Source organism: Nonomuraea sp. NPDC023979 (assembly GCF_040639085.1).
Lineage (GTDB): Bacteria > Actinomycetota > Actinomycetes > Streptosporangiales > Streptosporangiaceae > Nonomuraea > Nonomuraea ceibae.
Genome location: NZ_JBEZZG010000006.1, coordinates 133,280 through 155,977 on the forward strand (window position 1 = coordinate 133,280; position 22,698 = coordinate 155,977).

Here is a 22,698-nt window from a genome sequence, read left to right on the forward strand (position 1 = left end):
GTTTGCGTTTGAGCGCGCTCCAACGCCTAGCGTCCACGCCATGACAACACGGACTTGGATCATCACCGGCGCGTCCCGCGGATTCGGGCGCGCACTGGCGGAGGCGGCGCTCAAGGCGGGCGACCGCGTGGTGGCGGCGGTACGCAGGCCCGGGAGCGTGGCCGACCTGGCGGCCGAGTACCCGGACAGTTGCCTGGTCGCGGCGTTCGACGCCCGGGACGTCGCCGGGGCCGAGCGCCTCGTACGGGACAGTCTCGACCGTTTCGGTCAGATCGATGTGCTGGTCAACAACGCGGGCCGGGCCGTGGTCGGAGCGGTCGAGGAGGTCAGCGACGCGCAGTTGCGGGAGCTGATGGATCTGCACCTGTTCGGCCCTGCCGCGCTCATCCGCGCGGTGCTGCCCGCCATGCGCGAGCGGGGGACGGGGACGATCGTGCAGATGAGCAGCCAGGGCGGGCGGACGTCGTTCCCCGGCGTGTCGGCGTACTCGGCGTCGAAGTTCGCGCTCGAAGGCTGGTCGGAGGCCCTGGCCGGGGAGGTCGCGCCGTTCGGCGTCCGCGTGATGATCGTCGAGCCGAGCCGGTTCAGGACCGGTTTCAACGGGGGCGACGTGCTGGAGTTCGCCGAGCCGTCCGCGACGTACCGGGACCTGCTCGCCAACGTCCGGGCGGACATGGCCGGGACCGACGGCCGCCAGGAAGGCGACCCGGTGCGGGCGGCCGAGATCATCGTGTCCCTCGCGCACGGCGACGAGGTGCCGCTGCGGCTGCCGCTGGGGCGGGAGGCGGTCGAGCGCATCTCGGGCGCCTACCGGCGCGGCCTGGACGAGGTCGAGCGGTGGGCCGAGGTCGCCCGCAGCGCCGACTTCGCGGGTGTCCCCGCATCGGTACGGCCCGTCTAGGCTCGTGGTCATGGCTACCGACGAGCTGATGGCCAGGGCGCTGGCGGCGCTCGGGGACGACGGGCCGCTGTCGGTCGAGGCGATCCACCGCCTGGCCGACCTGGGCGATCTGCCCGAGACGATGACGATCGCCGAGGTCGCGGACCTTCTCGACATCTCGCCGCACACGCTGCGCTACTACGAGCGGGCCGGGCTGGTCGAGGTGGCCCGTGACGGCAACGGGCATCGCGTCTACGACGCCGACGTGGTCCGGCGGCTGGTGTTCCTCACGCGGATGCGGCTGTCCGGCATGCCGATGCGCGACCTGCAGCACTACATCTCGCTCGTCGACTCCGGGGCGCACACGGTGCCGGAGCGGCTCGATGTGCTGGTCGAGCATCGCGACACCATCCGCCGCCGGATCCGTGAGCTCACCCTCTCCCTCACGGCGGTCGAGTACAAGATCGCCACGTACGGGGGCGCGACCGGGCCGGACGTCCAGGACCCCGGCCCGGCATGACCCCCTGACCAGGCATAGCCGACGGGATCCCGTCCGATCATCGCGATCGGGCGGGATTCGTCGTTTCAGGACCCCGGCGACGGCACCGGTGAACACTTCCGGCTCTCGTGACAAGACACAGATGACATCTCGAAGGGGGTCCCATGCTGGAAACAGATCATCTATGGTGACCGACACGTCACCAGCGGTGGTGGACTCCGAGATCATCGCAGGCTCGCTCGATGATCCGGAGAAGTTCGCCGCCCTGTTCGACCGCCATGCCGCGACGCTCTACCGGTACATCTCCTTCCGGCTCGGCCCGGAACTCGCCGAGGACCTTGTCGGGGAGACGTTCCTGATCGCCTTCCGCCGGCGCGACGCGTACGACAGCTTCTACCGCGATGCCCGGCCGTGGCTGCTGGGGATCGCGACCAAGCTCATCACCGGCCACCGCCGGACCGAGGTCAGCCGCTACCGGGCGCTGGAACGGCAGAGCCCGGCCCGGCCCGTCGAAGGGCCGGAAGAGGCGATCACCCGCGAGCTGACCGCCCAAGGGTCGCGGACGGTCCTGCTGAACGCGCTCGCGCTGCTGTCGCGGGGCGACCGCGACGTCCTGCTGCTGGTCGCCTGGAGCGACATGACGTACGAGGAAGCGGCCCGCGCGCTCGGCATCCCGGTCGGCACGGTCAAGTCGCGGCTCAATCGGGCCCGGCGCAAGGTCCGCCACACGCTGGGCGGAGTCAACCCATTGGAGGAGAACGATCATGGATGACCTGAAGACGCTCATCAAGGAACTGGAGCACGAGCCGCCCCGCTCCCTGGCCCGGCAACGGCTCCGGCTCGTCCGGGAGGCGACCGCGCCGCCGCCCCGGTTCGGTCGGCGCACCGGGCGGTGGCTCGCGATGGGCGCGGCCGTGGCGGCGGCCGTCGCGGTGGGCGTGGCCGTGCCTCCCCTGCTCGGTTCCGCCGAGCCCGCGTACGCCCTGACGAAGAACCAGGACGGATCGATCAACCTCAAGATCTACGACTTCCGGGACCCCGAGCACCTTGAGAAGGAGCTGGCCGATTGGGGGGTGCGGGCCGACATCACCTACCTGCCTCTCGGCAAGCGCTGCGGAAACAACCGGGCGCCCTTCCTCAAGGGTGACCACTTCGGCGCGACCAGGGAGGAACTGTCGAGCAACGATGCCGCCACGCAGGCCAGGCTTCGGCAGAGACTGCAGAAGTCGATCTCGTACCAGGCGATCCGCCCGCAGGACGGCATCACCATCTACCCGCGCCACATCCAGCCGGGCCAGATCGCGATGATCGAGGTCAGCGAGAATCCGGTCACGCCCACGGTGGAGCGTCCCGGGGTCGCCTGGCAGTTCAGCGGGCGGCTGACGACCGGGCCCGTCGAGCCGTGCGAGGTCGTGGCGGACCCTTCGGCGGGCGACATCGGTGACGCCACGCCGCCGCCCGGCGGGTGATGCTCAGCTGAGGGCGGTCAGGGCGGTCTCGTCATGGACGCCCGCATGACGGCCGGCACCGTACGTGACGGCATGCGTACCCCGGCCATGTGGCTCAGCAGGGACGCCTGCCGGCCTTCTCCGGCGTGCGCGCCGAGACCACGCCGGCCGCGGGCTCCCTGCACCGGATCCGCACACAGGCTGCGCGTCGTCCGCATACGGGTCTGCTTCGATGACGCCGTGACGGTGCGGCGAAGGCCACAGGCACGTGAGGTCTACTGGGCGTTCGGCTGCGGGCTCTCCGCGGTCATCGCCCTGGCGTGCGCGACGTTCGGGACGTTCCTCGATATTCACCTGGTGGCTCGGGCGCAGCTCTACTGCCTGGGTGACCTGGGCTCCGGTGAGAAGTTCGCCGGCACGGGCTGGGCCCCGAGCAGGATCGTGATCTTCCCGGCTGTCTCGGTGCTGTCGGCGCTCGGCGCGCAGTCCTTCCACCTGCTGGCCCGGCTGCCGTGGCCGGCCGGGCGGGTGTGGCCGGGGGTGCTGCTGCTCGCTCTCACCGTCGCCGGCTCCGTCGCCGGGCCCGTGGCCATGACGGTGTACGACCTGGCGGGCGAGGGCACTCCGGGTGATTGCGTGCTTCCCTGGTGGCCCTCGTGGCTCCCCTCGTAGGCCACGACCGGGTCGGCCTCATCGCGCCCTGGTCAGCACGCGCTGGAGGATTTCGGCGAGCCGGCTCAGGTCTTCGGGGTCGCAGTGGGCGAACGGGGTTTGGGCGAGCGTGACGTCGATGACGCGTTCGCGTGCCTGCCGGCCTTGCTCGGTCAGCACCACGACCCGCGAACGCCGGTCGCCCGGGTCCACGGCGCGTTCCGCGTATCCGCGATCGGTCAGCTGGTTGACGACGAAGCTGAGGTTGGGGGCGTTGCAGAACAGGCGTTCCGCCAGGGCCTTCATCGACGGCGCGGGCCCCGCGGGGTCGATCGCCCAGAGCGCCTGGGCCGTCGCGTAGGTGAGGCGGAGCTCGTCGAGTGCCTTGGCGATGCGGTCACCGGTCAGCATGAAGAGCTCGTGGTTGGCCCGTACCACCTGCTCCAGTATCTGCCTCGTCATGCCGTGAGCGTACCAGTTTGTTTCGAGTCTCGAAGCTGATAGCGTCCATTTCGTTTGAGGCTCGAAGTAGATGGGAATGATCATGTACGGATACCGTGGCGTCACCGCGCTCGTCACCGGCGCGTCCAGAGGGCTCGGCACCGCCTACGCCCGCGAGCTCGCGCGGCGCGGGGCGAACCTCGTCCTCGTGGCCCGCTCCGGCGACGCGCTGGACCGGGTCGCCGGCGAGATCCGCCAGGCGCACCAGGTCGAGGTGACCCCGGTGGCCGCCGATCTCGCCGGGCCCGGCGGCGTGACGGGCCTGGTCGAGGAGCTGGACCGGCAGGGTCGTACGGTCGACCTGCTGGTCAACAACGCGGGCGCGGGCGCCGTCGGCCCGTTCCTGACCAGCTCGCTCCAGCGGAACGTCAGCTCGGTGGAGCTGAACGTCACCGCCCTGATGAAGCTGAGCCACGTGCTCGGCAGGCGCATGGTCGACCGGGGACATGGCGGGATCATCAACGTGGCCTCGACCGCCGCCTTCCAGTCGATGCCGTACCAGGCCAGCTATGCGGCGACGAAGGCGTTCGTGCTGTCGTTCACGGAGGCCCTCGCCGAGGAGCTGCGCGGCACGGGGGTCCGCGTCATGGGAGCCCATCCCGGGGCCACCGACACGTCGTTCTTCGACGGCACCTCCGCCACCATGAACCCGGCGTTCACCGACGCCCCCGAAGGCGTCGCGGCCAGAACCCTCGACGCCTTCGCCAAGGGCGCCGTCAACTCCTACCCGGGCCGTACGATCAACCGGGCGATGACCTGGGCGCCCCGCCTGCTGCCCCGCGTCACGGTCACCCGGCTGACCGGGCGCCTGAACCGGAGCCTGGGCCTCCACCGGGCCCAGGACCTCGGATAGCGGCGCTCAAGCCGCCCGGCGGCTCATGATGAGATCGGCGGGGATGCGTACCGGCAGGCACAGGGTCTGACCGTGCCGGTCGAACAGGTCGTCACGGGAGTCGAAGCAGCCCAGATCGGCCAGGACATGCCCGGACAGGTCGCAGGAGGAGCGGTGCTGCCGTCCCAGCAGCGCCATCCGCCGGCTGCACGAACCCCGCCCCAGGCGCAGGGTCGTCGATTCGTTCATCGCGTACACCGGGCGTACGCGGGCCGCGATGAGCCGGTGGGCGGTGGTGAGGAAGGCGCGCTCTGTCTCAGGTGCGGCGTCGCGTATCTCGGGATCACAGCCGCGCTGCCCTATTTCTTCTTCTTGTAAATGCCGGCCACCATCACCGTCCAGCGGGCGTCAGGCGGCGCCTTGATGGTCAACGTGCGCGGTCTCGGTTTCTTGGCGGGGTAGTTGTCCAACGTGAACGTGGTATAGCCAGCGCTGCACCGCCGCGTCGTCCGGAAGCTCTCGCTGAGCACTATTGCCAGCTCCCCCCAGGAGCCGGTGCAGTCCACGGCCAGCTTGTACGAGTTCCCCACCTTCAGTTCGCCTGTCCAATCAGTCTCGCCGCTTTTGGCAATGTGGTGCAGCAGGACTTTCCCTTTCCGCTTCACCTCCTTGCGCAGATCGACCAACGGCCGCGCCGATGGGCTCTTTTTCGTAGGTACGGAGGCGCCCCTTACGCGCTCTGAGCAGGCGGTCAGCAGAAGCATGGCCGTGAGTAAAGCGACAGGAAACCGGGCGGATCGGCTGGAAAGAATCACGAAAGCACTCTAACGACGTGATGCACGCCGATAGGGGAGACCGTCTTTGCGTGCGGAAATCTGGTCAGGTGATTTCGATGTAGTCCAGTTCGGCGAACCTGTTGTGATGCTGGAAGCGCAGCGTGTTCCAGCCCTGGTTCAGCTTCACCGGGAGCGAGGCGGTCGCCCAGGTTCCCCAGCCGAGCGCGGGATATTCCAGGATTTGCCTGTCCTGGCCATTAACCGTCACGAAGTGGCGCGCGTGGCCATCGCCGGCGCGGTAGCGCACGTGCGCGGTGTAGGTGCCGGCCTGGGGTGCCTGTACGCGGATGTCCACCCAGCTGTCCGGCTCGTTCAGATAGCCCATCGAGGCGCGGTTCGACGCGCCGTCGACACCGTTGAGGGGCACGGCCTTGTGGGGCACGCCCGTCTCGGCCTCGTAGCGGGGCGGGCCGCCCGGCAGCGCGATCCAGACGACGGCCAGCACGATCAGGGCCGCGGCGGCGGGGACGGTCGCGAGCAGCATGGTCGTACGACGTCGGGGGGCCGGGGTGACCGTGGGGGAGGGGACGGTGTCGGCGGGACGGTTCTGGAGTTGGGCGCGCAATCCCAGGGTCGCGATGACGAGCCCGGCCGCGCCGGTGAACATGCCGATCACGCTGGCCCGTTGGTCCAGCGTCTCCAGCACGTCCTCCGGCACGTGGAGCGGGTCGGTGACGAACCAGGTCAGCGCCGAGACCCCCAGCACCGTGATCGCGGCGATCCGCACGGCCCGCCACGGCTGCGGAGCGGCCGTCCGCCCCTGCTCTGCCGGATTCTTCGACATGGTTCCAGACTGCCCCTTCGATCACTCCTGGGTGCGCGTGGGTAGGGAGAATGTCACCCCCCGTACGTGGGATGGGCGGAGGTCGGGCGTTCTGGCATGGTGGGCGGGTGCGGGCGACTGCGGGTGATCGGGCTGAGCCGATCTCGACGTGCTGGAATTACTGGATCGCGGTTCCCACCGGTGATCAGGCCGGGGTCATGGCGATCCTGGGGTTGTCGTCGCCTCGGCCGGTCACGTTCGCCGAGGCGCGTGCGGTGATCGACGCCGATGGGCATGGCGAGCCGGGGGACCGTGAGCACCTTTCGCGGGTGTTCGTCTCTCCCGAGGTGGACGGCTGGACCCTGGTGATGGGGGCCTGGTGCGATCCTTGCGGTGAGCGGCATGCGGAGGTGCTGCGGTCGTGCCAGGAGCTCAGTGACCGGTACGGAGCGGCGCAGGCTTACTACTTCGGCGCGCAGGACGACGGGTCGGCCTGGCTGGTGGCGGAGAACGGCCAGGTGATCCGCCGGTACGCGGCAACGGGCGAGCCGGACGACGCCTCGCTCACCCTCGGCACTCCGCTGCCCTGCGAACGGGTGAAGCTGCTGGAGCTCGGGCTGCCGGCCGACGGTGATCTGCGGGCGGCGAGCGCCGAGCAGGTCGAGGAGTGGACGGTGGCGGCCTTCGAGCTGGCTCCCGAGGTGGCCGCCGCCTTCGGCGTCACGCCGTTCACGCTGAGCGGCGACACGAAGGTGCGGGGGACCGGCCTGCTCGCGGTCACGCCCGACGGCGCTGGGCCGTGTTGAGGAGGGCGTCCAGGAGGTCCTGGGAGGTCTGGAGTGCGGCGATCGCGTCGGCGATGCGGGTGCGTTCGTGGTGCAGGGCCTCGATGAAGGCCGGGCAGTCGGCCGGCACGGGCAGGCCGGTGTCCGTGTCGTGGACGCAGTGCAGGACACGGCCGATGACCGCGGTGGGGAGCCCGGCGGCGAGCATGGCGCGGATGTGGCGCACGGTCGCGATGTCCGCCTCGCTGTACTCGCGGTAGCCGTTGACCAGCCGGGCCGGGCTGAGGAGGCCCTGCTCCTCGTAGTAGCGAAGCAGCCGCCGGTGCACCCCGGTCCGGTGGGCGAGGTCGCCGATGCGCATCCGGCTCCTTCCGCTTGACCTTCACATCGATGTGACGCCTTACCGTCCCCAATTATCACTGGTCACGAAAAAGGGGGAGATGTCGGTGTCGAGCGCGGTGATCATCGGGGCGGGGCCGGGGATCGGGCAGGCGGTGGCTCGCCGGTTCGCCAGGCAGGGGATGTCGATCGCGCTGGTCGCGCGGAGCGGGCGGACGTTGCGCGCGGTGGGGGAGGCGGTCGCCGCCGAGGGGGTTCCGGTCCTGCGGCTGGAGGCGGACAGCACCGACGAGGCCGCGCTGCGCGCCGCGCTCGACGAGGCGGTCAGGGCGCATGGCGTGCCGGACGTCGTCGTGTACAACGCCGCGATCATCCGGGCCGACCGGCCGGGCGAGCTGTCGGTGCGCGGGCACATGGAGGCGTGGGCGGTGAACGTGGTCGGCGCGCTCAACGCCGCCGCCCGGCTCGCACCCGCGATGGCGGCGCGCGGCCACGGGACGTTCCTCGTCACCGGCGGCATGCCCGAGCCCAAGCCGCAGTACGTGAGCCTCTCGCTGGGCAAGGCGGGCGTGCGGACGCTGGTCACGCTGCTCGACCAGGAGTACGGGCCCGCCGGGGTGCACGTGGCGAGCGTGACCGTGGCGGGTCCGGTCGCCCCGGGCACCGACTTCGACCCGGACGACATCGCCGAGCACTACTGGCGGCTGCACACGCAGCCACGCCCCGAGTGGGAGCGGGAAGCCCTGCACGCCGGCGGCCCCCGGTGACCGGCTCGGCGGAGGCACAGGCTCGTTGCCATGCCGGTCACCGGAAATTTCGCCATTGTTGTCCCATTGGGGGATTTCGGTCCGTACCATAATCCGCGCGGTGATCACCGGTGAGAGTCTCCGGTGCAGCTGCCGCAGGGAGCTTCACGTGCGCAAGATCGCAGCCACCACCCTCGCCGTCCTCACCCCCCTCGCCGGAGCCGCAGCCGTGGCCGGTGCCGGAGGAGCCGCCGCCGCGACCCCGGCCCCCGCCCCGACCGCGGCCGTGGCGGCGGGGAAGCCGGACCGGTCCCAGGTCGTCGTCATCGGCCACCGCGGCGCGGCGGGCCACCGCCCCGAGCACACGCAGGGCAGCTACGAACTCGCCGTCGCCCTGGGCGCCGACTGGATCGAGCCCGACCTGGTGCCGACCAAGGACCACGTGCTGGTGGCCAGGCACGAGAACGAGATCTCCGGCACCACCGACGTGTCCCTGCGCCCCGAGTTCGCCGCCCGCAGGACCACCAAGGTCATCGACGGACGGAACGTGACCGGCTGGTTCACGGAGGACTTCACCCTGGCCGAGCTGAAGACGCTGCGCGCGGTCGAGCGGCTGCCGTCGATCCGCCAGCGCAACACCGTCTACAACGGCTACTACCAGGTGCTCACCTTCCAGGAGGTGATCGACCTGGCCGAGCGGATGTCGCGCCAGTACGGCAAGCGGGTCGGCGTGTTCCCCGAGACCAAGCACCCGACGTACTTCAGGTCCATCGGGCTGCCGCTGGAGGAGCCGCTGATCGAGACGGTCAAGCGCAACGGGCTCAACCGGCCGAACAGCGCCGTGGTGGTGCAGTCGTTCGAGCCGTCGAGCCTGAAGCGGGTGGCCAAGGACCTGCGCGTGCCGCTGTGGCAGGCGCTCGGCACCAGCGGCCAGCCGTACGACCTGAAGGCGGCCGGGGACCCGACGACGTACGCCGACATGATGAAGCCCGAGGGGCTGGCGAAGATCGCCGAGTACGCGCAGTGGATCGGGCCGGACAAGTCCTCCGCCATCCCCGTCAACCCGGACGGAAGCTGGGGCAAGCCGACGACGCTGGTGTCCGACGCGCACCGGGCGGGGCTGAAGATCGGCGTCTACACCTTCCGCAGCGAGAACCAGTACCTGCCGGGGCCGCTGCGCCGGGGCCAGGTCCCGACGGACCACGGTGACGCGCTCGCCGAGTACCGCGCCCACCTGGACCTGGGCGTGGACGCCTTCGTCACCGACTACCCGGACACCGCCGCGCTGGCCAAGGCCGAGCGGGGCGGGCCGCACAAGCACGTGCAGCCGAAGCAGTTCGACAACGGCCTGCCCGAGGAGGGCCAGGAGTAGGAACGCCGGTCGAGCACGATGGAAGAAGCTGACGGGACCGCAGCCGGTGTTAGCTTTGCGAAATGTCCAACTCCGCGAAGGTTGACGACTTCCTCGACAAGCTCGACCACCCGCTGAAGGAAGAGATGGCCGCCGTCAGGGCCATCATCAGCGCGCATCCGGAAATCGAGGAAGACGTGAAATGGGGCGGCCCCAGCTTCAGCTACAAGGAGGAGCTGGCCACGTTCAACCCCAGGCTCAAGGACTGCGTCGCGGTCATCTTCCACCAGGGCGCCCTGCTGACGGACGACACCGGCCTGCTGGAGCCGGGCCCCAAGGGCAAGGCCTACGCCAAGCTGCGCAGCATGGACGAGGTCACGGCCGCCAAGGCGACGCTGGAGAAGCTGGTGAACGACTGGATCGCGCTGATGGACGCCAAGTAGCGCGCCGCGCAGAACAGCAGGTTTCGAGAAGGCAGCGCCGTTGACGTGCTGCTGAGCCCGGTGGAAGCCTCGTTCCCGAGCCGGTACGAGGCCTTTCCCTGGAGAAACCATGCGCAAGATGATCTGCGGTCTTTTCATTTCCCTGGACGGCGTCGTGGAGTCGCCGGAGAAATGGCAGGGCCCCTATTTCGACGGCGAGATCGGCGCCGAGCTCGCCAGGCGGCGCGCCGGGGTCGGCGCCATGCTGCTGGGCCGCCACACCTACGAGCAGTTCGCGGCGTTCTGGCCGCACCAGACGCAGGCCGGCAATCCGATGGCCGACGCCATGAACAAGACGCCCAAGCTCGTCGCCTCCACCACCCTGGAGGCGGCCGAGTGGGAGAACTCCACGCTCATCAAGGGTGACGCCGTGGCCGAGGTGGCCGCGCTCAGGCGGGGCGACGGGCCGGACATCCTCACCACCGGCAGCCCGACCCTCGTCAGGTCGCTGCTGCGGGCCGGGCTGGTCGACGAGCTGGGCCTCCTGGTCAACCCCGTCGTCGTCGGCAGCGGGCGGCGGCTGTTCGACCAGGGGTTCGGCGAGCTGCCGCTCAAGCTCCTCGACTGCCGGACGTTCGCCACGGGGGTCGTGGCGCTCACCTACACGGCCGCATAGCGGTTCGCGATACTGGCCGCATGGGGACGGTTCCGGAGCACAGGCGCCTGCTACGCGCCAAGGACCTGATGGACAGCCGCTACGCCGAGCCGCTGGACGTGGCCGAGGTGGCGCGGGCCGCGTACATGTCGAAGGCGCATTTCAGCCGTGAGTTCCGGCGGGCCTTCGGGGAGACGCCGCACCAGTATCTGCTGACCCGCCGGATGGAGCGCGCCGCGGCGCTGCTGCTGACCACCGGCCGGACGGTCAGCGACATCTGCGGGCAGGTGGGCCTGCTCAGCGTCGGCGCGTTCACCACGAGTTTCGGGCGGACGTTCGGCCTGTCGCCGACGGCCTACCGGGCGAGGTTCGCACCGGCCGCGCACCGGGCGCGCGTCCCGGCCTGTGTGCTGCGGGCGTGGGGTCGGCCGGTGCGCGCCGAGGGGAGTGCCTGAGCGATGCGGCTGCGGCTCACGCACGCCAACCTGTGGGTGCCCGATCAGGACGAGGCGCTGGACTTCTATGTCGGCAAGCTCGGCATGGAGGTCCGCGAGGACGTCTCGATGCCCGAGATGAACGGATACCGCTGGCTCACCGTGGGGCCGCCCGGGCAGCCGGAGGTGTCGTTCATCCTGAACGTCCCCCGGCCCCCGGTCGTCGACGACGGCACCGGTGACCAGGTGCTGGAGCTGGTGGCCAAGGGGACGGCGGGCGGGTTCCACCTGGAGACCGACGACTGCCGGGGCGCGTACGAGCAGCTCAGCGGCGCCGGGGTCGAGTTCGTCGAGGAGCCGGAGGAGCGGCCGTACGGGATCGACGCCATGTTCCGCGACCCGTTCGGTCACCGCTTCCGGCTCGTGCAGACGTTCGTCACGCGCTGAGGCCGGGGCCGGACCGCAGCGCCCGGAGCTCGGCCTGGAGGCGGGAGCGCAGGTCGGCGAGGGTGTCCATGCGTTCCTCGACGGCCCGCAGGCGCTGCTCGTACAGCTTGACGGCCGCGTCGCACGGGGGCTCGCCCGCCAGGTCCACGGTAAGGCAGCCGCTGATCTGCCGGATGTCGTCCGAGGTGAGCCCGGCGGCCAGCAGCGTGCGGATGTTGCGCACCAGGGTCTCGGCGGACGGGTCGTACTCGCGGTAGCCGTTGCCGCCCCGGACGGCGGTGAGCAGGCCCTGCTGCTCGTAGTAGCGCAGGGCGCGGGTGGTCGTCCCGGTCCGGCGGGCCAGCTCTCCGATGCGCACGGTTGCTCCCACGGTCGTCGGCCTTTCCTGTGCAGGCTAGCGGCGGCAGGCCAGCGCGAACATGGCCAGGCCGAGCAGCGTGAATCCGGAACCGGCCAGCAGCACCCCCGCCGCGCCTCCGGCGGCCAGCGCCAGCCCGCCGGCCGAGCCCGCGACGGCGATGCCGGCGTACATGGCGCTGGTGTTCAGCGCCAGGGCCTCCGTGCCGGAAGGGCCGGCGATGCGCAGCAGCCGCGCCTGGCTGGGGGCGTTGAACGCCCAGCCGCCGATCTGCCAGCAGGCCAGCACCAGGGCGAGCAGCAGCGCCGGCGTCCGGCCGGGCCACAGCCACGCCAGCGCGGTCAGCGTCAGTGTGCCCGCGCTCTGCACCGCGAGAGCCAGGAAGATCGTGCGCTCGGGGCCCAGCCGGTCGGCGCCCCGGCCGCCGAGCCACGCCCCGGCCATCCCCGCGACGCCGATCACCGCGATGAGCAGCGCGAGCCCGTACGTGGTCACCCCGGACAGAGCGTGCGCGATGGGGTCGATGTAGACGAACGTCATCAGCCCGCCGGCTGCGCCGGGCACCATGGCGGCGAGCGAGACGAGCACGGGACGGCTCGCCAGCGGGGCCAGCCGCCGCCCGAGTGTGAGGGGCGGCGCCTTGTCCAGGGCGGGCATGAACAGCCCCAGGCCGGCGGCCGTCACCAGCGCCAGGGCCGCGACGAACAGCATGGTCGAGCGCCAGCCGGACAGGCCGCCCAGCCAGGTGCCGAGCGGGACGCCCGCGAGCAGCGACAGGGTCAGCCCGGTCGCCACGGTCCCCATGAACCGGCCCGCCCGCCCAGGCGGGGCCAGGACGGCGGCGGTCGCGAACGCGGCCGGGGTGATCATGGAGGCGGTGACCGCGGCCAGGACCCGGCAGACCATCAGGGCGGTGTACGTGGGAGCGAGCGCGGCCAGGGCGTTCAGCGCGGCGAAGACCGGCATCCCGCAGATCATGACGGCCCGGCGGGGCAGCCGCGCGGTCGCCACGGCGGCCAGGGGCGCGGCGGCGGCGTAGGCCAGGGAGAACGCCGTGACGAGCTGGCCGGCCGCCGATTCGGTCACCCGGAGGTCGGCGGCGATCTCGCCGAGCACGCCGGCGATGACGAAGTCGTCGGTGCCGATGACGAACGTCAGCAGCGCCAGGCAGAGCAGCCACGCGGGGGAGCGGCCGTGTCCCGTGGTGGACCGGAGGCGGGCTGCTGGGGTGGGAGCAGTCATGCCGGGACGCTAGAACGTTGACCCCGGCGTCAAGGTCAAGCCCGCTGGGGGAACCGGTCCGGGAGACCCAGGGAGACGGCGGCGACGCGGCGGGCCAGGAGGCGGGCCGGATCCAGGACGGGGACGGGCACCCGGCGGCTGTCCAGGGCGAGGACGATCTCGGTGCAGGCCGCGACCACCCGTTCGGCGCCGCGATCGGCGAGTGCGCGGGCGACCTCGGCCAGGGCGTGCCGGTGCGTCGGGGTGACGGCGCCGGCCTTGACCGCGGCGATCGCCGCCGACACGCGCTCCTGCTCGTCGCCTGACGGTTCGAGAGGTGCGACGCCCCGGCCGCGCAGCGCGTGCGCGTACAGGCCGGAGTGCAGGGTGCCGGCGGTGGCGAGCAGCCCGGCGGCGGTGACGTCGTCGGCGGCGAGGGCGTCGGCGGTGACCTCGACGATGCTGACGAGCTCGAGGCCGGCCTCGTCGGCGAGGCGGGGGACGAAGGCGTGCGCGGTGTTGCACGGCACGGCCAGCACCTCGCACCCGGCGCGGCTGAGCGCCTGGATGCCCTGCCGGAGCTGCGGGGTCGGGTCCTCGCCGAGGCCGAGCAGGCTCAGCGAGCGGTCGGGGACGCGCGGGTCGCCCCAGATGACGACCGGCACGTGGCTCTGGTCGCCGTGGGCGGGGGTCTCCTCGACGAGCTTGCCGTAGAAGTCGGCGGTGGCGGCGGGGCCCATGCCGCCCAGGACGCCGACCAGGCGCGGCGGACGGGCCGGCCGGTGGTGCGACCGGGTCACGGGATGCGTCCTCTCCTTCGCGGCCGGTGGGACAGCCGCGGGCAACAGGATCGCCGGATAAGGTGACTTTTCGCGAAAAATGCTGCAATCGGTCATCCAGGGAGGCTCGGTGCAGGAATCCGGCAGACCGCTGTCCGAGGCCGAGCTGGAGCTCATCGACGCCCTCCAGATCAACCCCCGGGCGAGCTGGGTGGACATCGGCCAGGCCACCGGCTCGGACCCGGCCACGGCGGCGCGGCGCTGGCAGCGGCTGACCGGCTCGGGCGAGGCGTGGACCACCGTCGCGCTCGGCAAACGGCAGATGCACGAGATGAGCATGGCGTTCCTGGAGATCGACTGCGCGGCGGGCGCGGCCGTCGAGGTCGCGGCGACGCTGGCCGAGGCCAGGCACCTGATCACCGTGCAGCACGTCGCCGCCGGGCACGACCTGTTCGTGATCGCCGCGGCGGCCTCGATGCCGGCGCTGGCCGACTACCTGCTCACCGACCTGCCCCGGGTGCCCGGCGTCGCCAAGGTGCGCACCCACCTGGCGACGCGCGTGTTCGAGGCGTCGTGCCGCTGGCGGCTGCGGGTGCTGCCGCAGGGCGCGGCGGCCGGGCTGGCCAGGCGGAGCGGGCCGCCCGAGTCCACCCGGCGGATGGACGGGATCGACCGGCAGCTCTTCCACGCCCTGCTGGCCGACGGCCGGGCCGGCTACGCCGAGCTGGCCGCGACCGTCGGCACCTCCGAGCGGACCGTGCAGCGCAGGCTCTCCAGGCTCGTCGCCACCGAGGACATCGACTTCCGCTGCGACCTGGCCCGCTCGCACGCCGGCTGGCACTCCTCCGCCGTGCTGTGGCTGCGCCTGCCCGACCGGCTGCTGGAGGAGACCGGCACGGCGCTGCTCGGCTGGCCGGAGACCCGCACCTGCGCCGCCCTGGCCGGGACCAGCAACATGCTGCTCACCGTCGGTTTGCACGCCGTCACCGACCTGCACCCGCTGGTGATGCGCCTGGAGCGGAAGTTCCCGTACGTGACCGTCGCCGACCGGCAGGTCGTGCTGCGCCAGACCAAGTTGTACGGCAGGCTGCTCGACCCGGCGGGACGCTGTACCGGGGTCGTGCCCGTCGATCCGTGGAGCCTGGCGCCGCACCCTTGACGGGTGGGGCGGTCAGCGGGGCGGCGGTATCGGCTCGCCCAGCGACTCCCAGGCCAGCCCGGCACGCAGCACCGCCTCCTCGGACCAGGCGACCAACTGCAGGTCGCCGATCGCCAGCGCGGGCAGCCCGAGCGCGGACACCACAGCGGTGATCCGGCCGGCCTCGCCCCGGACGGCGGCCTCGTCGCAGCCCGCCCGGGGCGCGGGGCCGCCGAGCGTGGGCATGATCAGCAGGTCCAGCCCGGTCGTCCGGTCGGCGAACCCGGCCCGCGCGGCGCCCAGCGCCTCGACGGCCGCCGCGTAACGGTCGCGGCCGATCCGGCCGGCGTCGTCGAGCTTGCGGCGCACGCCGTCGCTGTAGTGACCGGCGTTCCTCGGGTAGGTGGCCTCGTGCGTGCGCCGCGCCTGCGCGCCGACGATCGTCCAGTAGGGCGCGAGGATGTCGTACGGCAGCGCGACCTCGCGGAGTCCGGCGCCGAGCGCGGCGAAGGCGGCGGCCTGCGCGCAGCCCTCGGCGACGCCGACCGTCCACCCGGCCAGGGAGGAGAGCGGGGCGACGGGGGCGCCGGACAGCACCTCCCACACCCGGGCGAGGTCGGCGACCGAGGCGGCCATCGGGCCGACCACGTCGAACATCGGCGCCAGCGGTGCGACGCCCGCGCCCGGCACCGAGCCCGCGCGGGGCCGCAGCCCGACCACGCCGCAGCAGGCCGCCGGCATCCGCACCGAGCCGCCGGTGTCGGTGCCGAGGCCGAACCTGGCGATGCCGGCCGCCAGCGCCGCCGCGGTGCCGCCGCTGGAGCCGCCGGGGGACAGGTGCGGGTGGCGCGGGTTGCGCACGTCGCCCCAGTGCGGGTTCTCGCTGGTCACACCCCAGGCGAACTCGTGCTGGTTGGCCTTGCCCACCAGCAGCGCACCGGCCGACTCCAGCACCTCGACGCACGGCGCGGTCGTCAGCGCCTCCTCGGCGCCGTACAGGATCGAGCCCCTGGTGGTGGGGAGGCCGGCCACGTCGATCATGTCCTTGGCCACGAACGTCCAGCCGTCGAGCGGCCCGCCGGGCGGCCGGGCGGGGAGCGTGGCCAGCCTGTCGATCACGGGGGCCGGGCCGGCCTCGATGAGGATGTTGTGGTCACCGTGCCGTCTGATGGCCTCGGCCGAAGTGGCGATCGCCGCCGCGCGTTCCATGGATCTCCTGTCGAAGGTGCTGTGCGGAATTGATAGCGCTCAGACCTCCAGGGCGTCCAGGAGCGCCCGCAGCCTGGCGGTCTCGCGGTCCGGCCTGACCAGGGCGAAGATGCTGCGGCTGGTGTTCAGCCAGGGCACGTCGGCGACGACGACGCCGGGGCCGTGCCGGGCCAGCGCCAGGTCGGCGACGAACGCCGCGCCCACCCCGGCCTCGATCAGCGACAGCGTGATCTTGAAGTCGTCGGAGTGGCAGGCCACCCGGGGGTGCAGGTCCCAGCGGGAGAACACGCCGTCGAAGAACGAGGCGTCGCTGCTGCCCGGGTGGTGCACGATCCACGGCAGGTCGACGAGCTGCTCGGCCCGGTACGGCGACAGGTCGGGCCAGCTCGCGGGCAGCACCAGCCGGTAGCGGTCCTCGGCGATCCACCGCCTGCTCAGCGCCGACGGCCACGACAGCCCCGAGTTGCCCACCTGGTAGACGATCGCCGCGTCCATCTCGCCGCCCGCGCCCAGGTGCGGGATGAGCTGCGACGGCTCGGCGACCGAGATCCGCACCCCGGCCAGGTCCGCCTGCTCCAGCTGCCCCAGCACCTCGGCCAGCCGGTCGGCGAAGCTCGGGAACACGCCGAGCCGGATCTGCCGCTCGCTGCCCCGGTGCACGGCCTGGACGGAGGCGATCATGCGCTCGATGTCGACCAGGACCGTCTCGGCGTGCCTGGCCAGCACCTCCGCCGCGTCGGTCGGCAGCACGCTGTGCGCCGAGCGCTCGAACAGCCGCACGCCGATCTTCTTCTCCAGCGCGGCCATCTGCTGGGAGACGGCCGAGGAGGTGTAGCCGAGCCGATTCGCCGCCGCGGCGAAGGAGCCCAACTGGATGACCTCACGCAGAGTGCGAAGGTGTTCCGGCTTCAGCATTAGCGTTCCTTGCTCTCAGGGTTGCTAAATGCCGTGTTTATAGCGCTTCCGCGTTCTTTTAGCTACTCCTACAGTGATGCTCACCGTCACTCCAGCACCCTTGAGAGTCACTTTGAGCATCCGTGTGTACCGCAACGCCGCCATCCACACCGGGGCGGACGGCCGCCCGCCGGCCCAGGCCATGGCCGTGGACGGCGAGCACCTCGTGGCCGTCGGCACCGAGGCCGAGGTCCGCGAGGCCGCGGGCCACGGCGCCGAACTCGTCGACCTGGACGGCGCCGCCGTCCTGCCCGGCCTCTACGACGCCCACATCCACACCGCCCAGTACGCCCACAGCCTCGACGCCATCGACCTGCGCGACGTCCGCTCCCTGGCCGACGCGCTCACCCTGATCGGCGCGCACGTCGCCAGGTTGCGCCCCGGCGCCTGGCTGTTCGGCGGCCGGTGGAACAGCAACACCTGGAACCCCCCGGCCCAGCCCGACCGGTACGCGCTCGACTCCGTCAGCGGCGACCTGCCGATCGCGCTGCCGAACATCGACGGCCACACCGTGTGGGCCAACTCCGCCGCCCTGCGCCTGGCCGGCATCGACGCCACCACCCCCGACCCCGTCGGCGGCGAGATCGTCAGGGACGCGAACGGCGAGCCCACCGGCATCCTGCGCGAGTCCGCCTCCTACCCGCTGCGCGCCCTCATGGTCTCCGACGACCTGAGCGACAAGCTGCGCCGCGCCCAGGACGAACTGCTCTCCCTCGGCCTCACCAGCGTGCACGACATCGACGGCGAGGACTGCCGCGACGCCTACCTGCGGCTGCGCGACGCCGGCCAGCTCAAGATCCGCGTGCACAAGGCGATCCCGACCGTCCACCTGGAAGCGGCCATCGCCGAAGGACGCCGCACCGGCCAGGGCGACGACTGGATCCGCACCGGGCCGGTCAAGATCTTCAGCGACGGCGCGCTCGGCTCGCACACCTGCCACATGAGCGAGGCGTTCGCCGGCGACTCGGACAACGTCGGCATCGCGGTCACCCCGTACGACGACCTCGTCAAGCTGTTCAGGACCGCGGCGGACGCCGGCGTCGCGATCGCCACGCACGCCATCGGCGACCAGGCCAACCACCTCGTGCTGGACGCCTACGAGGCCATCGGCCGCACCCCCGGGCTGCGCCACCGCATCGAGCACGCCCAGCACCTGCGCCCGGCCGACCTGACCAGGATGGCCAGGCTCGGCGTCGTCGCCTCCATGCAGCCCGTCCACTGCACCAGCGACATCGACCTCGTCGACTCGCTGCTCGCCGGGCACGACCTGGCCTCCTACGCCTGGCGCGGCATGCTGAACGCCGGCGTCGCGCTGGCCTTCGGCTCCGACGCCCCCGTCGAGCACCCCGATCCGTTCGCCGCGCTGTACGCCGCGGTGACCCGTACCCGCCAGGACGGCACCCCCGTCGGCGGCTGGCAGCCGGAACAGCGGCTGAGCATGGCCGAAGCGATCACCGCGCACACCCTCGGCGCGGCCTACGCGGCAGGCGAGCAGGACCGCAAGGGCCTCCTCGTCCCCGGCATGCTCGCCGACTTCATCGCGGTGGACACCGACCCCTACCAGGAGTCGCCAGACGCGGTGCTGCGCACCAAGGTCATGACCACCGTGGTCGGCGGCGAAGTCCGCTGGCAGCGAGCCTGAAGGAGAGCCACCCCCCGTGAACACCCGTATCCCCACCCTCCTCGTCAGCGGCGCCCTGCTGGCCGCCACCGCCGCCTGCGGCGCCCAGTCCCTCGACGCCGCCGCCGGTGGCGACGCGGAGCCCGCGGCGGAGGTGGTCCTCGACCAGGCCCCCGCCGAGGAGAAGGCGGCCGGCGTCATCAACGCCATCACCCCGGACAAGGAGCTCGCGGCCAAGGTCCCCGCGGACGTCAAGGCCGAGGGGCTGAAGGTCGTCTCCTCCATCGGCTACCCGCCCATGGAGCTGTGGGCGAGCGACGGCAAGACGGCCATCGGCTTCGACCCCGCGCTGGCCAGGGCCATCGCCAGGAAGCTCGGCGTCAAGTACACGCTCACGGACGAGGAGTTCAACTCCCAGATCCCCGGCGTGCTGACCGGCCGCTACGACTTCGTGATCTCCTCCATGACCGACAACGCCGAACGCCAGGCGAAGATCACCTTCGTCGACTACGTGAAGGCCGGCTCCGGCCTGCTCGTCAAGAAGGGCAATCCGGCCGGCGTCAGCACCCCCGCCGACCTGTGCGGCAAGACCGTCTCCGTCGTCGACAACGGCTCGTCCCTGGAGCTCGCCGAGAAGTACGACGCCGACTGCAAGTCCGGCGGCAAGCAGGCGCTGAACATCCTCAAGTTCCCCGGCGACACCGAGGCGATGCTCCAGGTCATCAACGGCCGCGCCCAGGCGACCATCACCGACTACGTCGTGGCCGCCTACAAGGCCGCCGACCCCAAGGTCGAGGTCGAAGCCATCGCGCTCGAAGGCACCGAAAGCCCGTGGGGAATCGGGATGAAGCCCGACAACACCGCCCTCATCGAATCGGTCAAGGGCGCGCTCGACTCCCTGATCAAGAGCGGCGAGTACGGCAAGATCCTCGCCGCCTGGAACCTCGACAAGCTCGCCGTCGAGTCGGCCGTCGTCAACGGCGGGAAGTAGCGTGCGCACCGAACCGATCGCCGGCCAGTCGGGGGCCATGATCCCCGTCGCCCGCACCCGTCACTGGGGCCGCGTCCTGTCCGCCGTGGCCGCCCTGGCGATCTTCGGCTGGCTGCTCTTCCTCATCGTCGTCAACCCGCGCCTCGACTGGAGCGCGGTGGCCACGTACCTGTTCAACGAGCGGATCCTGGCCGGCGTCTGGGTCACCGTCGAACTGTCCGTCCTGGCCACGATCCTCGGCCTGGTGCTCGGCGTGGTCATCGCGATCATGCGGCTGGCGCACAACCCGGTGCTGAGCCGGCTGGCGACGCTCTACATCTGGTTCTTCCGCGGCACGCCCGTGCTGGTCCAGCTCATCTTCTGGTACAACCTGGCCTTCCTGTTCCCGGCCCTCATCATCAAGATCCCGTTCACCTCGATCGGCCTCATGTGGGACACCAACCAGGTGATGACCGGGTTCACCGCCGCCATGCTGGGACTCGGGCTCAACCTGGCCGCCTACTTCGCCGAAACCGTGCGCGCCGGCATCCAGGCGGTCGACACCGGCCAGAGCGAGGCCGCCTACGCGCTCGGCATGACCCCGGCCAAGCGCATGCGGGTGATCGTGCTGCCCCAGGCGCTGCGCATCATCATCCCGCCGACGGGCAACGAGTTCATCTCCATGCTGAAGACCACCTCACTCGTGTACGTCGTCGCCGGGCACGACCTGATGACCAACGCGAGCCAGATCTACAAGACCAACAACATGATCATGGAGCTGCTCATCGTGGCCAGCCTCTGGTACCTGCTCCTGACCACCGTCGCCACCTTCCTGCAGGGCCGGCTGGAACGCCGCTTCGGCTCCGACGCCGTCCGGCTCGTCCGCCGCGGCGGCGTCGCCGCCAAGGTCCTGCCCAAGGTGCCCGCGTGAGCCCCGTCGTGCGCGCCACGGGCGTGCGCATGAGCTACGGCGACGTCCAGGTGCTCAACGGCGTCGACTTCGAGGTCGCCGCCGGCGAGGTCAGCTGCGTCATCGGCCCGTCCGGCTCCGGCAAGTCCACGTTCCTGCGCTGCATCAACGGCCTCGAACCGGTGCTCGGCGGCAGCCTGCGCGTGCTCGGCGAGGAGGTCGGCCACACCCTCCGCGACGGCCGCTACCACCCCTGGTCGCCCAAGGAGTACGCGGCCTTCCGCAAGAACATCGGCATGGTGTTCCAGCGCTTCAACCTGTTCGCCCACCACAGCGCGCAGGAGAACGTCGCCTGCGGGCCCGTCCACGTCCTCGGCACCCCCAAGGACCAGGCCGGCAAGCTGGCGCTCGAACTCCTCGACCGGGTCGGCCTCGCCGACCACGCGCACAAGCGGCCGCACCAGCTCTCCGGCGGCCAGCAGCAGCGGGTCGCCATTGCCAGGGCGCTCGCCATGAGCCCCGCCCTGATGCTCTTCGACGAGCCCACCTCGGCGCTGGACCCCGAACTGGTCGACGAGGTCCTGGAGGTCATGCGCGACCTGGCCGCCGACGGGATGACCATGGTCGTCGTCACCCACGAGATCGCCTTCGCCCGCGAGGTCGGCGACCGGCTCACCTTCTTCGCCGACGGCGTCGTCGTCGAGCAGGGCCGCCCCGCCGAGCTCCTGGCCAACCCGGCCCACGAACGGACCAGGGCGTTCCTGTCCAGCGTCCGCGGCCCCGGCGCCCCGGAAGCGGCCCTCCGATCGGACGCCTGAGGAGTGGTCAGGCCGTGAAGGTCTTGACGTAGGCGCTCACGCGGTCGGTGAGCTGGGGCTCGGAGAGGTCGAGGTGCTCGAGGATGGTGTAGCGGCCCGGACGGGTGCGCGGCGCGTACGCCACGGCCTTGGCGAAGTCGGCGTCCGACAGGCCGAGGTCGGCGGGCGTGCGCGGGAGGCCGTGGCGGCGCAGGCACGCGGAGATGAGCTCGGCCTTGGCGTCGTCGCCGCGCAGGAACGTGCAGAACAGCGCGCCCACTCCGGCGAGCTCGCCGTGGCTGGCCGTGCCGGGGAAGAGCTCGTTGACGGCGTGCATGATCTCGTGATCGCCGCCGCTGGCCGGGCGGCTGGACCCGGCCACGGCCATCGACATGCCCGACATGATCAGCGACTCGGCCAGCACGGTGAGGAACTCGTCGCCGCGCGCCGGGCCCGGCTGGTGCAGCACCACCAGGGCCGCCGACCTGGCCATCGCCACCGCCAGGCCGTCGATCTGCTCGCCTGCCTCGGCCGCGGCCAGCTCCCAGTCGGCCACCGCCGACAGGTCGCTGATCACGTCGCCGATCCCGGCCGTGGACAGCGCGGCCGGGGCGGACCGGACGCGGTCGAGGTCCACCAGGACGGCCGTCGGCATGACGACCCCGTAGGAGCCGGTGCCCGATTCGTGGCGCAGCGTGCTGACGGGTGAGGCGATGCCGTCGTGGCCCAGGCTCGTGGTCACTGCGACCATCGGGATGCCCGCCATGTGCGCGGCGAACTTGGCCACGTCGATCGTCTTGCCGCCGCCGATGCCCGCGATCGCCTCGAACTGGCCGGAGCGCAGCCGCTGCCCGAGCTCGACGGCCGAGGCCAGGCTGCCGTCGGGGATGCGGAGCACCTCGGCGCCGTCGATGCGCAGCTCGTCGCGGATGGCGTCGCCCTGGCTTGGGCCGACGGCGACGGCCACCCGGCCGCTGCGGGCGATCTGCAGATCGGACAGCAGCGTGCCCAGACCGGCGACCGCGCCGGCCCGTACGTCGATGAACAGGGGTGCGGCGAGCATGCGGGCCAGCAGGGGCATGGGTGTCCTTGTCGTCGGTGGCCGGGTGTCCGGCCGATCATAGGCCGGAGGTCCCGCCCCGCTGCACCGGA

29 protein-coding genes are annotated in these 22,698 nt (G+C 71.6%); 18 read left to right on the plus strand and 11 right to left on the minus strand.

Annotation, left to right across the window (positions count from 1 at the left end; translation table 11 throughout):
• The first annotated feature begins 40 nt into the window (after window positions 1–40).
• From AB0G11_RS14170 to AB0G11_RS14190, 5 genes are all read left to right on the plus strand, one after another.
• On the plus strand, window positions 41–901 hold the full coding sequence (locus AB0G11_RS14170) for an SDR family NAD(P)-dependent oxidoreductase (RefSeq protein ID WP_357586136.1): 861 nt from the start codon (window positions 41–43) through the stop codon (window positions 899–901).
• A 10-nt stretch (window positions 902–911) separates the two neighbouring features.
• Window positions 912–1,400, plus strand: a complete 489-nt coding sequence (locus AB0G11_RS14175; RefSeq protein WP_357586138.1) for a MerR family transcriptional regulator — start codon at window positions 912–914, stop codon at window positions 1,398–1,400.
• A gap of 163 nt (window positions 1,401–1,563) precedes the next feature.
• The gene (locus AB0G11_RS14180) at window positions 1,564–2,151 is read left to right on the plus strand and encodes an RNA polymerase sigma factor (protein WP_357586140.1); all 588 of its coding nucleotides are present in this window, start codon (window positions 1,564–1,566) and stop codon (window positions 2,149–2,151) included.
• Window positions 2,144–2,848, plus strand: coding sequence for a hypothetical protein (locus AB0G11_RS14185; RefSeq protein ID WP_357586142.1), 705 nt, complete (start codon window positions 2,144–2,146; stop codon window positions 2,846–2,848). The genes AB0G11_RS14180 and AB0G11_RS14185 overlap by 8 nt, the downstream gene beginning before the upstream one ends.
• A 219-nt stretch (window positions 2,849–3,067) precedes the next feature.
• A complete protein-coding gene (locus AB0G11_RS14190; protein WP_357586144.1) occupies window positions 3,068–3,499 on the plus strand; it encodes a hypothetical protein in 432 nt (143 codons plus the stop codon).
• Window positions 3,500–3,517: 18 nt separating this feature from the next.
• Here AB0G11_RS14190 and AB0G11_RS14195 read toward each other — a convergent pair whose 3' ends face one another.
• Window positions 3,518–3,940 carry a MarR family transcriptional regulator gene (locus AB0G11_RS14195; protein ID WP_357586146.1) on the minus strand — a complete coding sequence of 141 codons (423 nt, stop codon included), beginning with the start codon at window positions 3,938–3,940 and terminating at the stop codon, window positions 3,518–3,520.
• 82 nt (window positions 3,941–4,022) lie between these two features.
• On the opposite strand from AB0G11_RS14195, the gene AB0G11_RS14200 reads away from it, so the two are divergent.
• Window positions 4,023–4,832 (plus strand): SDR family oxidoreductase, encoded by an 810-nt coding sequence (locus AB0G11_RS14200; protein ID WP_219500217.1) that lies wholly within the window; start codon window positions 4,023–4,025, stop codon window positions 4,830–4,832.
• A 6-nt stretch (window positions 4,833–4,838) separates the two neighbouring features.
• Here AB0G11_RS14200 and AB0G11_RS14205 read toward each other — a convergent pair whose 3' ends face one another.
• From AB0G11_RS14205 to AB0G11_RS14215, 3 genes are all read right to left on the minus strand, one after another.
• A complete protein-coding gene (locus tag AB0G11_RS14205) occupies window positions 4,839–5,060 on the minus strand; it encodes a hypothetical protein (protein ID WP_357586148.1) in 222 nt (73 codons plus the stop codon).
• Window positions 5,061–5,170: 110 nt separating this feature from the next.
• A complete protein-coding gene (locus AB0G11_RS14210) occupies window positions 5,171–5,575 on the minus strand; it encodes a hypothetical protein (RefSeq protein ID WP_357586150.1) in 405 nt (134 codons plus the stop codon).
• Between the two features lie 115 nt (window positions 5,576–5,690).
• The gene (locus AB0G11_RS14215) at window positions 5,691–6,431 is read right to left on the minus strand and encodes a hypothetical protein (protein WP_357586152.1); all 741 of its coding nucleotides are present in this window, start codon (window positions 6,429–6,431) and stop codon (window positions 5,691–5,693) included.
• A gap of 197 nt (window positions 6,432–6,628) precedes the next feature.
• Between AB0G11_RS14215 and AB0G11_RS14220 the strand changes: the two genes are divergently transcribed.
• Window positions 6,629–7,216, plus strand: a complete 588-nt coding sequence (locus tag AB0G11_RS14220) for a hypothetical protein (RefSeq protein ID WP_357586154.1) — start codon at window positions 6,629–6,631, stop codon at window positions 7,214–7,216.
• Here AB0G11_RS14220 and AB0G11_RS14225 read toward each other — a convergent pair.
• Window positions 7,188–7,556: a MerR family transcriptional regulator gene (locus tag AB0G11_RS14225; protein ID WP_219500229.1), complete on the minus strand. Its 369-nt coding sequence runs from the start codon at window positions 7,554–7,556 to the stop codon at window positions 7,188–7,190. The two genes, AB0G11_RS14220 and AB0G11_RS14225, sit on opposite strands and share 29 nt — an antisense overlap.
• A gap of 79 nt (window positions 7,557–7,635) precedes the next feature.
• Here AB0G11_RS14225 and AB0G11_RS14230 point away from each other — a divergent pair, with 79 nt between their 5' ends.
• From AB0G11_RS14230 to AB0G11_RS14255, 6 genes are all read left to right on the plus strand, one after another.
• Window positions 7,636–8,301, plus strand: a complete 666-nt coding sequence (locus AB0G11_RS14230; RefSeq protein WP_357586156.1) for an SDR family NAD(P)-dependent oxidoreductase — start codon at window positions 7,636–7,638, stop codon at window positions 8,299–8,301.
• Between the two features lie 148 nt (window positions 8,302–8,449).
• On the plus strand, window positions 8,450–9,652 hold the full coding sequence (locus AB0G11_RS14235) for a glycerophosphodiester phosphodiesterase (protein WP_357586158.1): 1,203 nt from the start codon (window positions 8,450–8,452) through the stop codon (window positions 9,650–9,652).
• A 62-nt stretch (window positions 9,653–9,714) separates the two neighbouring features.
• A complete protein-coding gene (locus tag AB0G11_RS14240; RefSeq protein ID WP_219500232.1) occupies window positions 9,715–10,074 on the plus strand; it encodes a DUF1801 domain-containing protein in 360 nt (119 codons plus the stop codon).
• A gap of 109 nt (window positions 10,075–10,183) precedes the next feature.
• The gene (locus AB0G11_RS14245) at window positions 10,184–10,729 is read left to right on the plus strand and encodes a dihydrofolate reductase family protein (RefSeq protein WP_357586160.1); all 546 of its coding nucleotides are present in this window, start codon (window positions 10,184–10,186) and stop codon (window positions 10,727–10,729) included.
• Window positions 10,730–10,749: 20 nt separating this feature from the next.
• Complete coding sequence (locus AB0G11_RS14250; RefSeq protein WP_357586162.1) at window positions 10,750–11,163, plus strand: AraC family transcriptional regulator; 414 nt, start codon at window positions 10,750–10,752, stop codon at window positions 11,161–11,163.
• 3 nt (window positions 11,164–11,166) lie between these two features.
• The gene (locus AB0G11_RS14255; protein WP_357586164.1) at window positions 11,167–11,589 is read left to right on the plus strand and encodes a VOC family protein; all 423 of its coding nucleotides are present in this window, start codon (window positions 11,167–11,169) and stop codon (window positions 11,587–11,589) included.
• Here the strand turns inward: AB0G11_RS14255 and AB0G11_RS14260 are convergent.
• The 3 genes from AB0G11_RS14260 to AB0G11_RS14270 are packed head-to-tail and all read right to left on the minus strand — an operon-like array spanning window position 11,579 to window position 13,968.
• Window positions 11,579–11,947, minus strand: a complete 369-nt coding sequence (locus tag AB0G11_RS14260) for a MerR family transcriptional regulator (protein WP_357586166.1) — start codon at window positions 11,945–11,947, stop codon at window positions 11,579–11,581. The genes AB0G11_RS14255 and AB0G11_RS14260 overlap by 11 nt on opposite strands.
• 36 nt (window positions 11,948–11,983) lie before the next feature.
• Window positions 11,984–13,189 carry an MFS transporter gene (locus AB0G11_RS14265; protein WP_357586168.1) on the minus strand — a complete coding sequence of 402 codons (1,206 nt, stop codon included), beginning with the start codon at window positions 13,187–13,189 and terminating at the stop codon, window positions 11,984–11,986.
• Between the two features lie 35 nt (window positions 13,190–13,224).
• Complete coding sequence (locus tag AB0G11_RS14270; RefSeq protein ID WP_357586170.1) at window positions 13,225–13,968, minus strand: amino acid racemase; 744 nt, start codon at window positions 13,966–13,968, stop codon at window positions 13,225–13,227.
• Between the two features lie 109 nt (window positions 13,969–14,077).
• On the opposite strand from AB0G11_RS14270, the gene AB0G11_RS14275 reads away from it, so the two are divergent.
• The gene (locus AB0G11_RS14275) at window positions 14,078–15,106 is read left to right on the plus strand and encodes an AsnC family transcriptional regulator (protein ID WP_357586172.1); all 1,029 of its coding nucleotides are present in this window, start codon (window positions 14,078–14,080) and stop codon (window positions 15,104–15,106) included.
• A gap of 12 nt (window positions 15,107–15,118) precedes the next feature.
• On the opposite strand, the gene AB0G11_RS14280 is transcribed toward AB0G11_RS14275, so the two are convergent.
• Window positions 15,119–16,294, minus strand: coding sequence for an amidase (locus AB0G11_RS14280; protein WP_357586174.1), 1,176 nt, complete (start codon window positions 16,292–16,294; stop codon window positions 15,119–15,121).
• A gap of 39 nt (window positions 16,295–16,333) precedes the next feature.
• Entirely contained in the window at window positions 16,334–17,209 is an 876-nt protein-coding gene (locus tag AB0G11_RS14285) for a LysR family transcriptional regulator (protein WP_219500244.1), read from the minus strand.
• 112 nt (window positions 17,210–17,321) lie between these two features.
• Here AB0G11_RS14285 and AB0G11_RS14290 point away from each other — a divergent pair, with 112 nt between their 5' ends.
• The 4 genes from AB0G11_RS14290 to AB0G11_RS14305 are packed head-to-tail and all read left to right on the plus strand — an operon-like array spanning window position 17,322 to window position 21,567.
• The gene (locus tag AB0G11_RS14290; RefSeq protein WP_219500246.1) at window positions 17,322–18,890 is read left to right on the plus strand and encodes an amidohydrolase; all 1,569 of its coding nucleotides are present in this window, start codon (window positions 17,322–17,324) and stop codon (window positions 18,888–18,890) included.
• Between the two features lie 16 nt (window positions 18,891–18,906).
• Complete coding sequence (locus AB0G11_RS14295; RefSeq protein WP_357586176.1) at window positions 18,907–19,860, plus strand: ABC transporter substrate-binding protein; 954 nt, start codon at window positions 18,907–18,909, stop codon at window positions 19,858–19,860.
• Between the two features lies 1 nt (window position 19,861).
• Complete coding sequence (locus AB0G11_RS14300) at window positions 19,862–20,770, plus strand: amino acid ABC transporter permease (protein ID WP_357586178.1); 909 nt, start codon at window positions 19,862–19,864, stop codon at window positions 20,768–20,770.
• Between the two features lie 29 nt (window positions 20,771–20,799).
• Window positions 20,800–21,567 (plus strand): amino acid ABC transporter ATP-binding protein, encoded by a 768-nt coding sequence (locus AB0G11_RS14305; RefSeq protein WP_357586317.1) that lies wholly within the window; start codon window positions 20,800–20,802, stop codon window positions 21,565–21,567.
• 7 nt (window positions 21,568–21,574) lie between these two features.
• On the opposite strand, the gene AB0G11_RS14310 is transcribed toward AB0G11_RS14305, so the two are convergent.
• A complete protein-coding gene (locus tag AB0G11_RS14310) occupies window positions 21,575–22,609 on the minus strand; it encodes an iron-containing alcohol dehydrogenase family protein (RefSeq protein ID WP_219500385.1) in 1,035 nt (344 codons plus the stop codon).
• Window positions 22,610–22,698 lie beyond the last annotated feature (89 nt).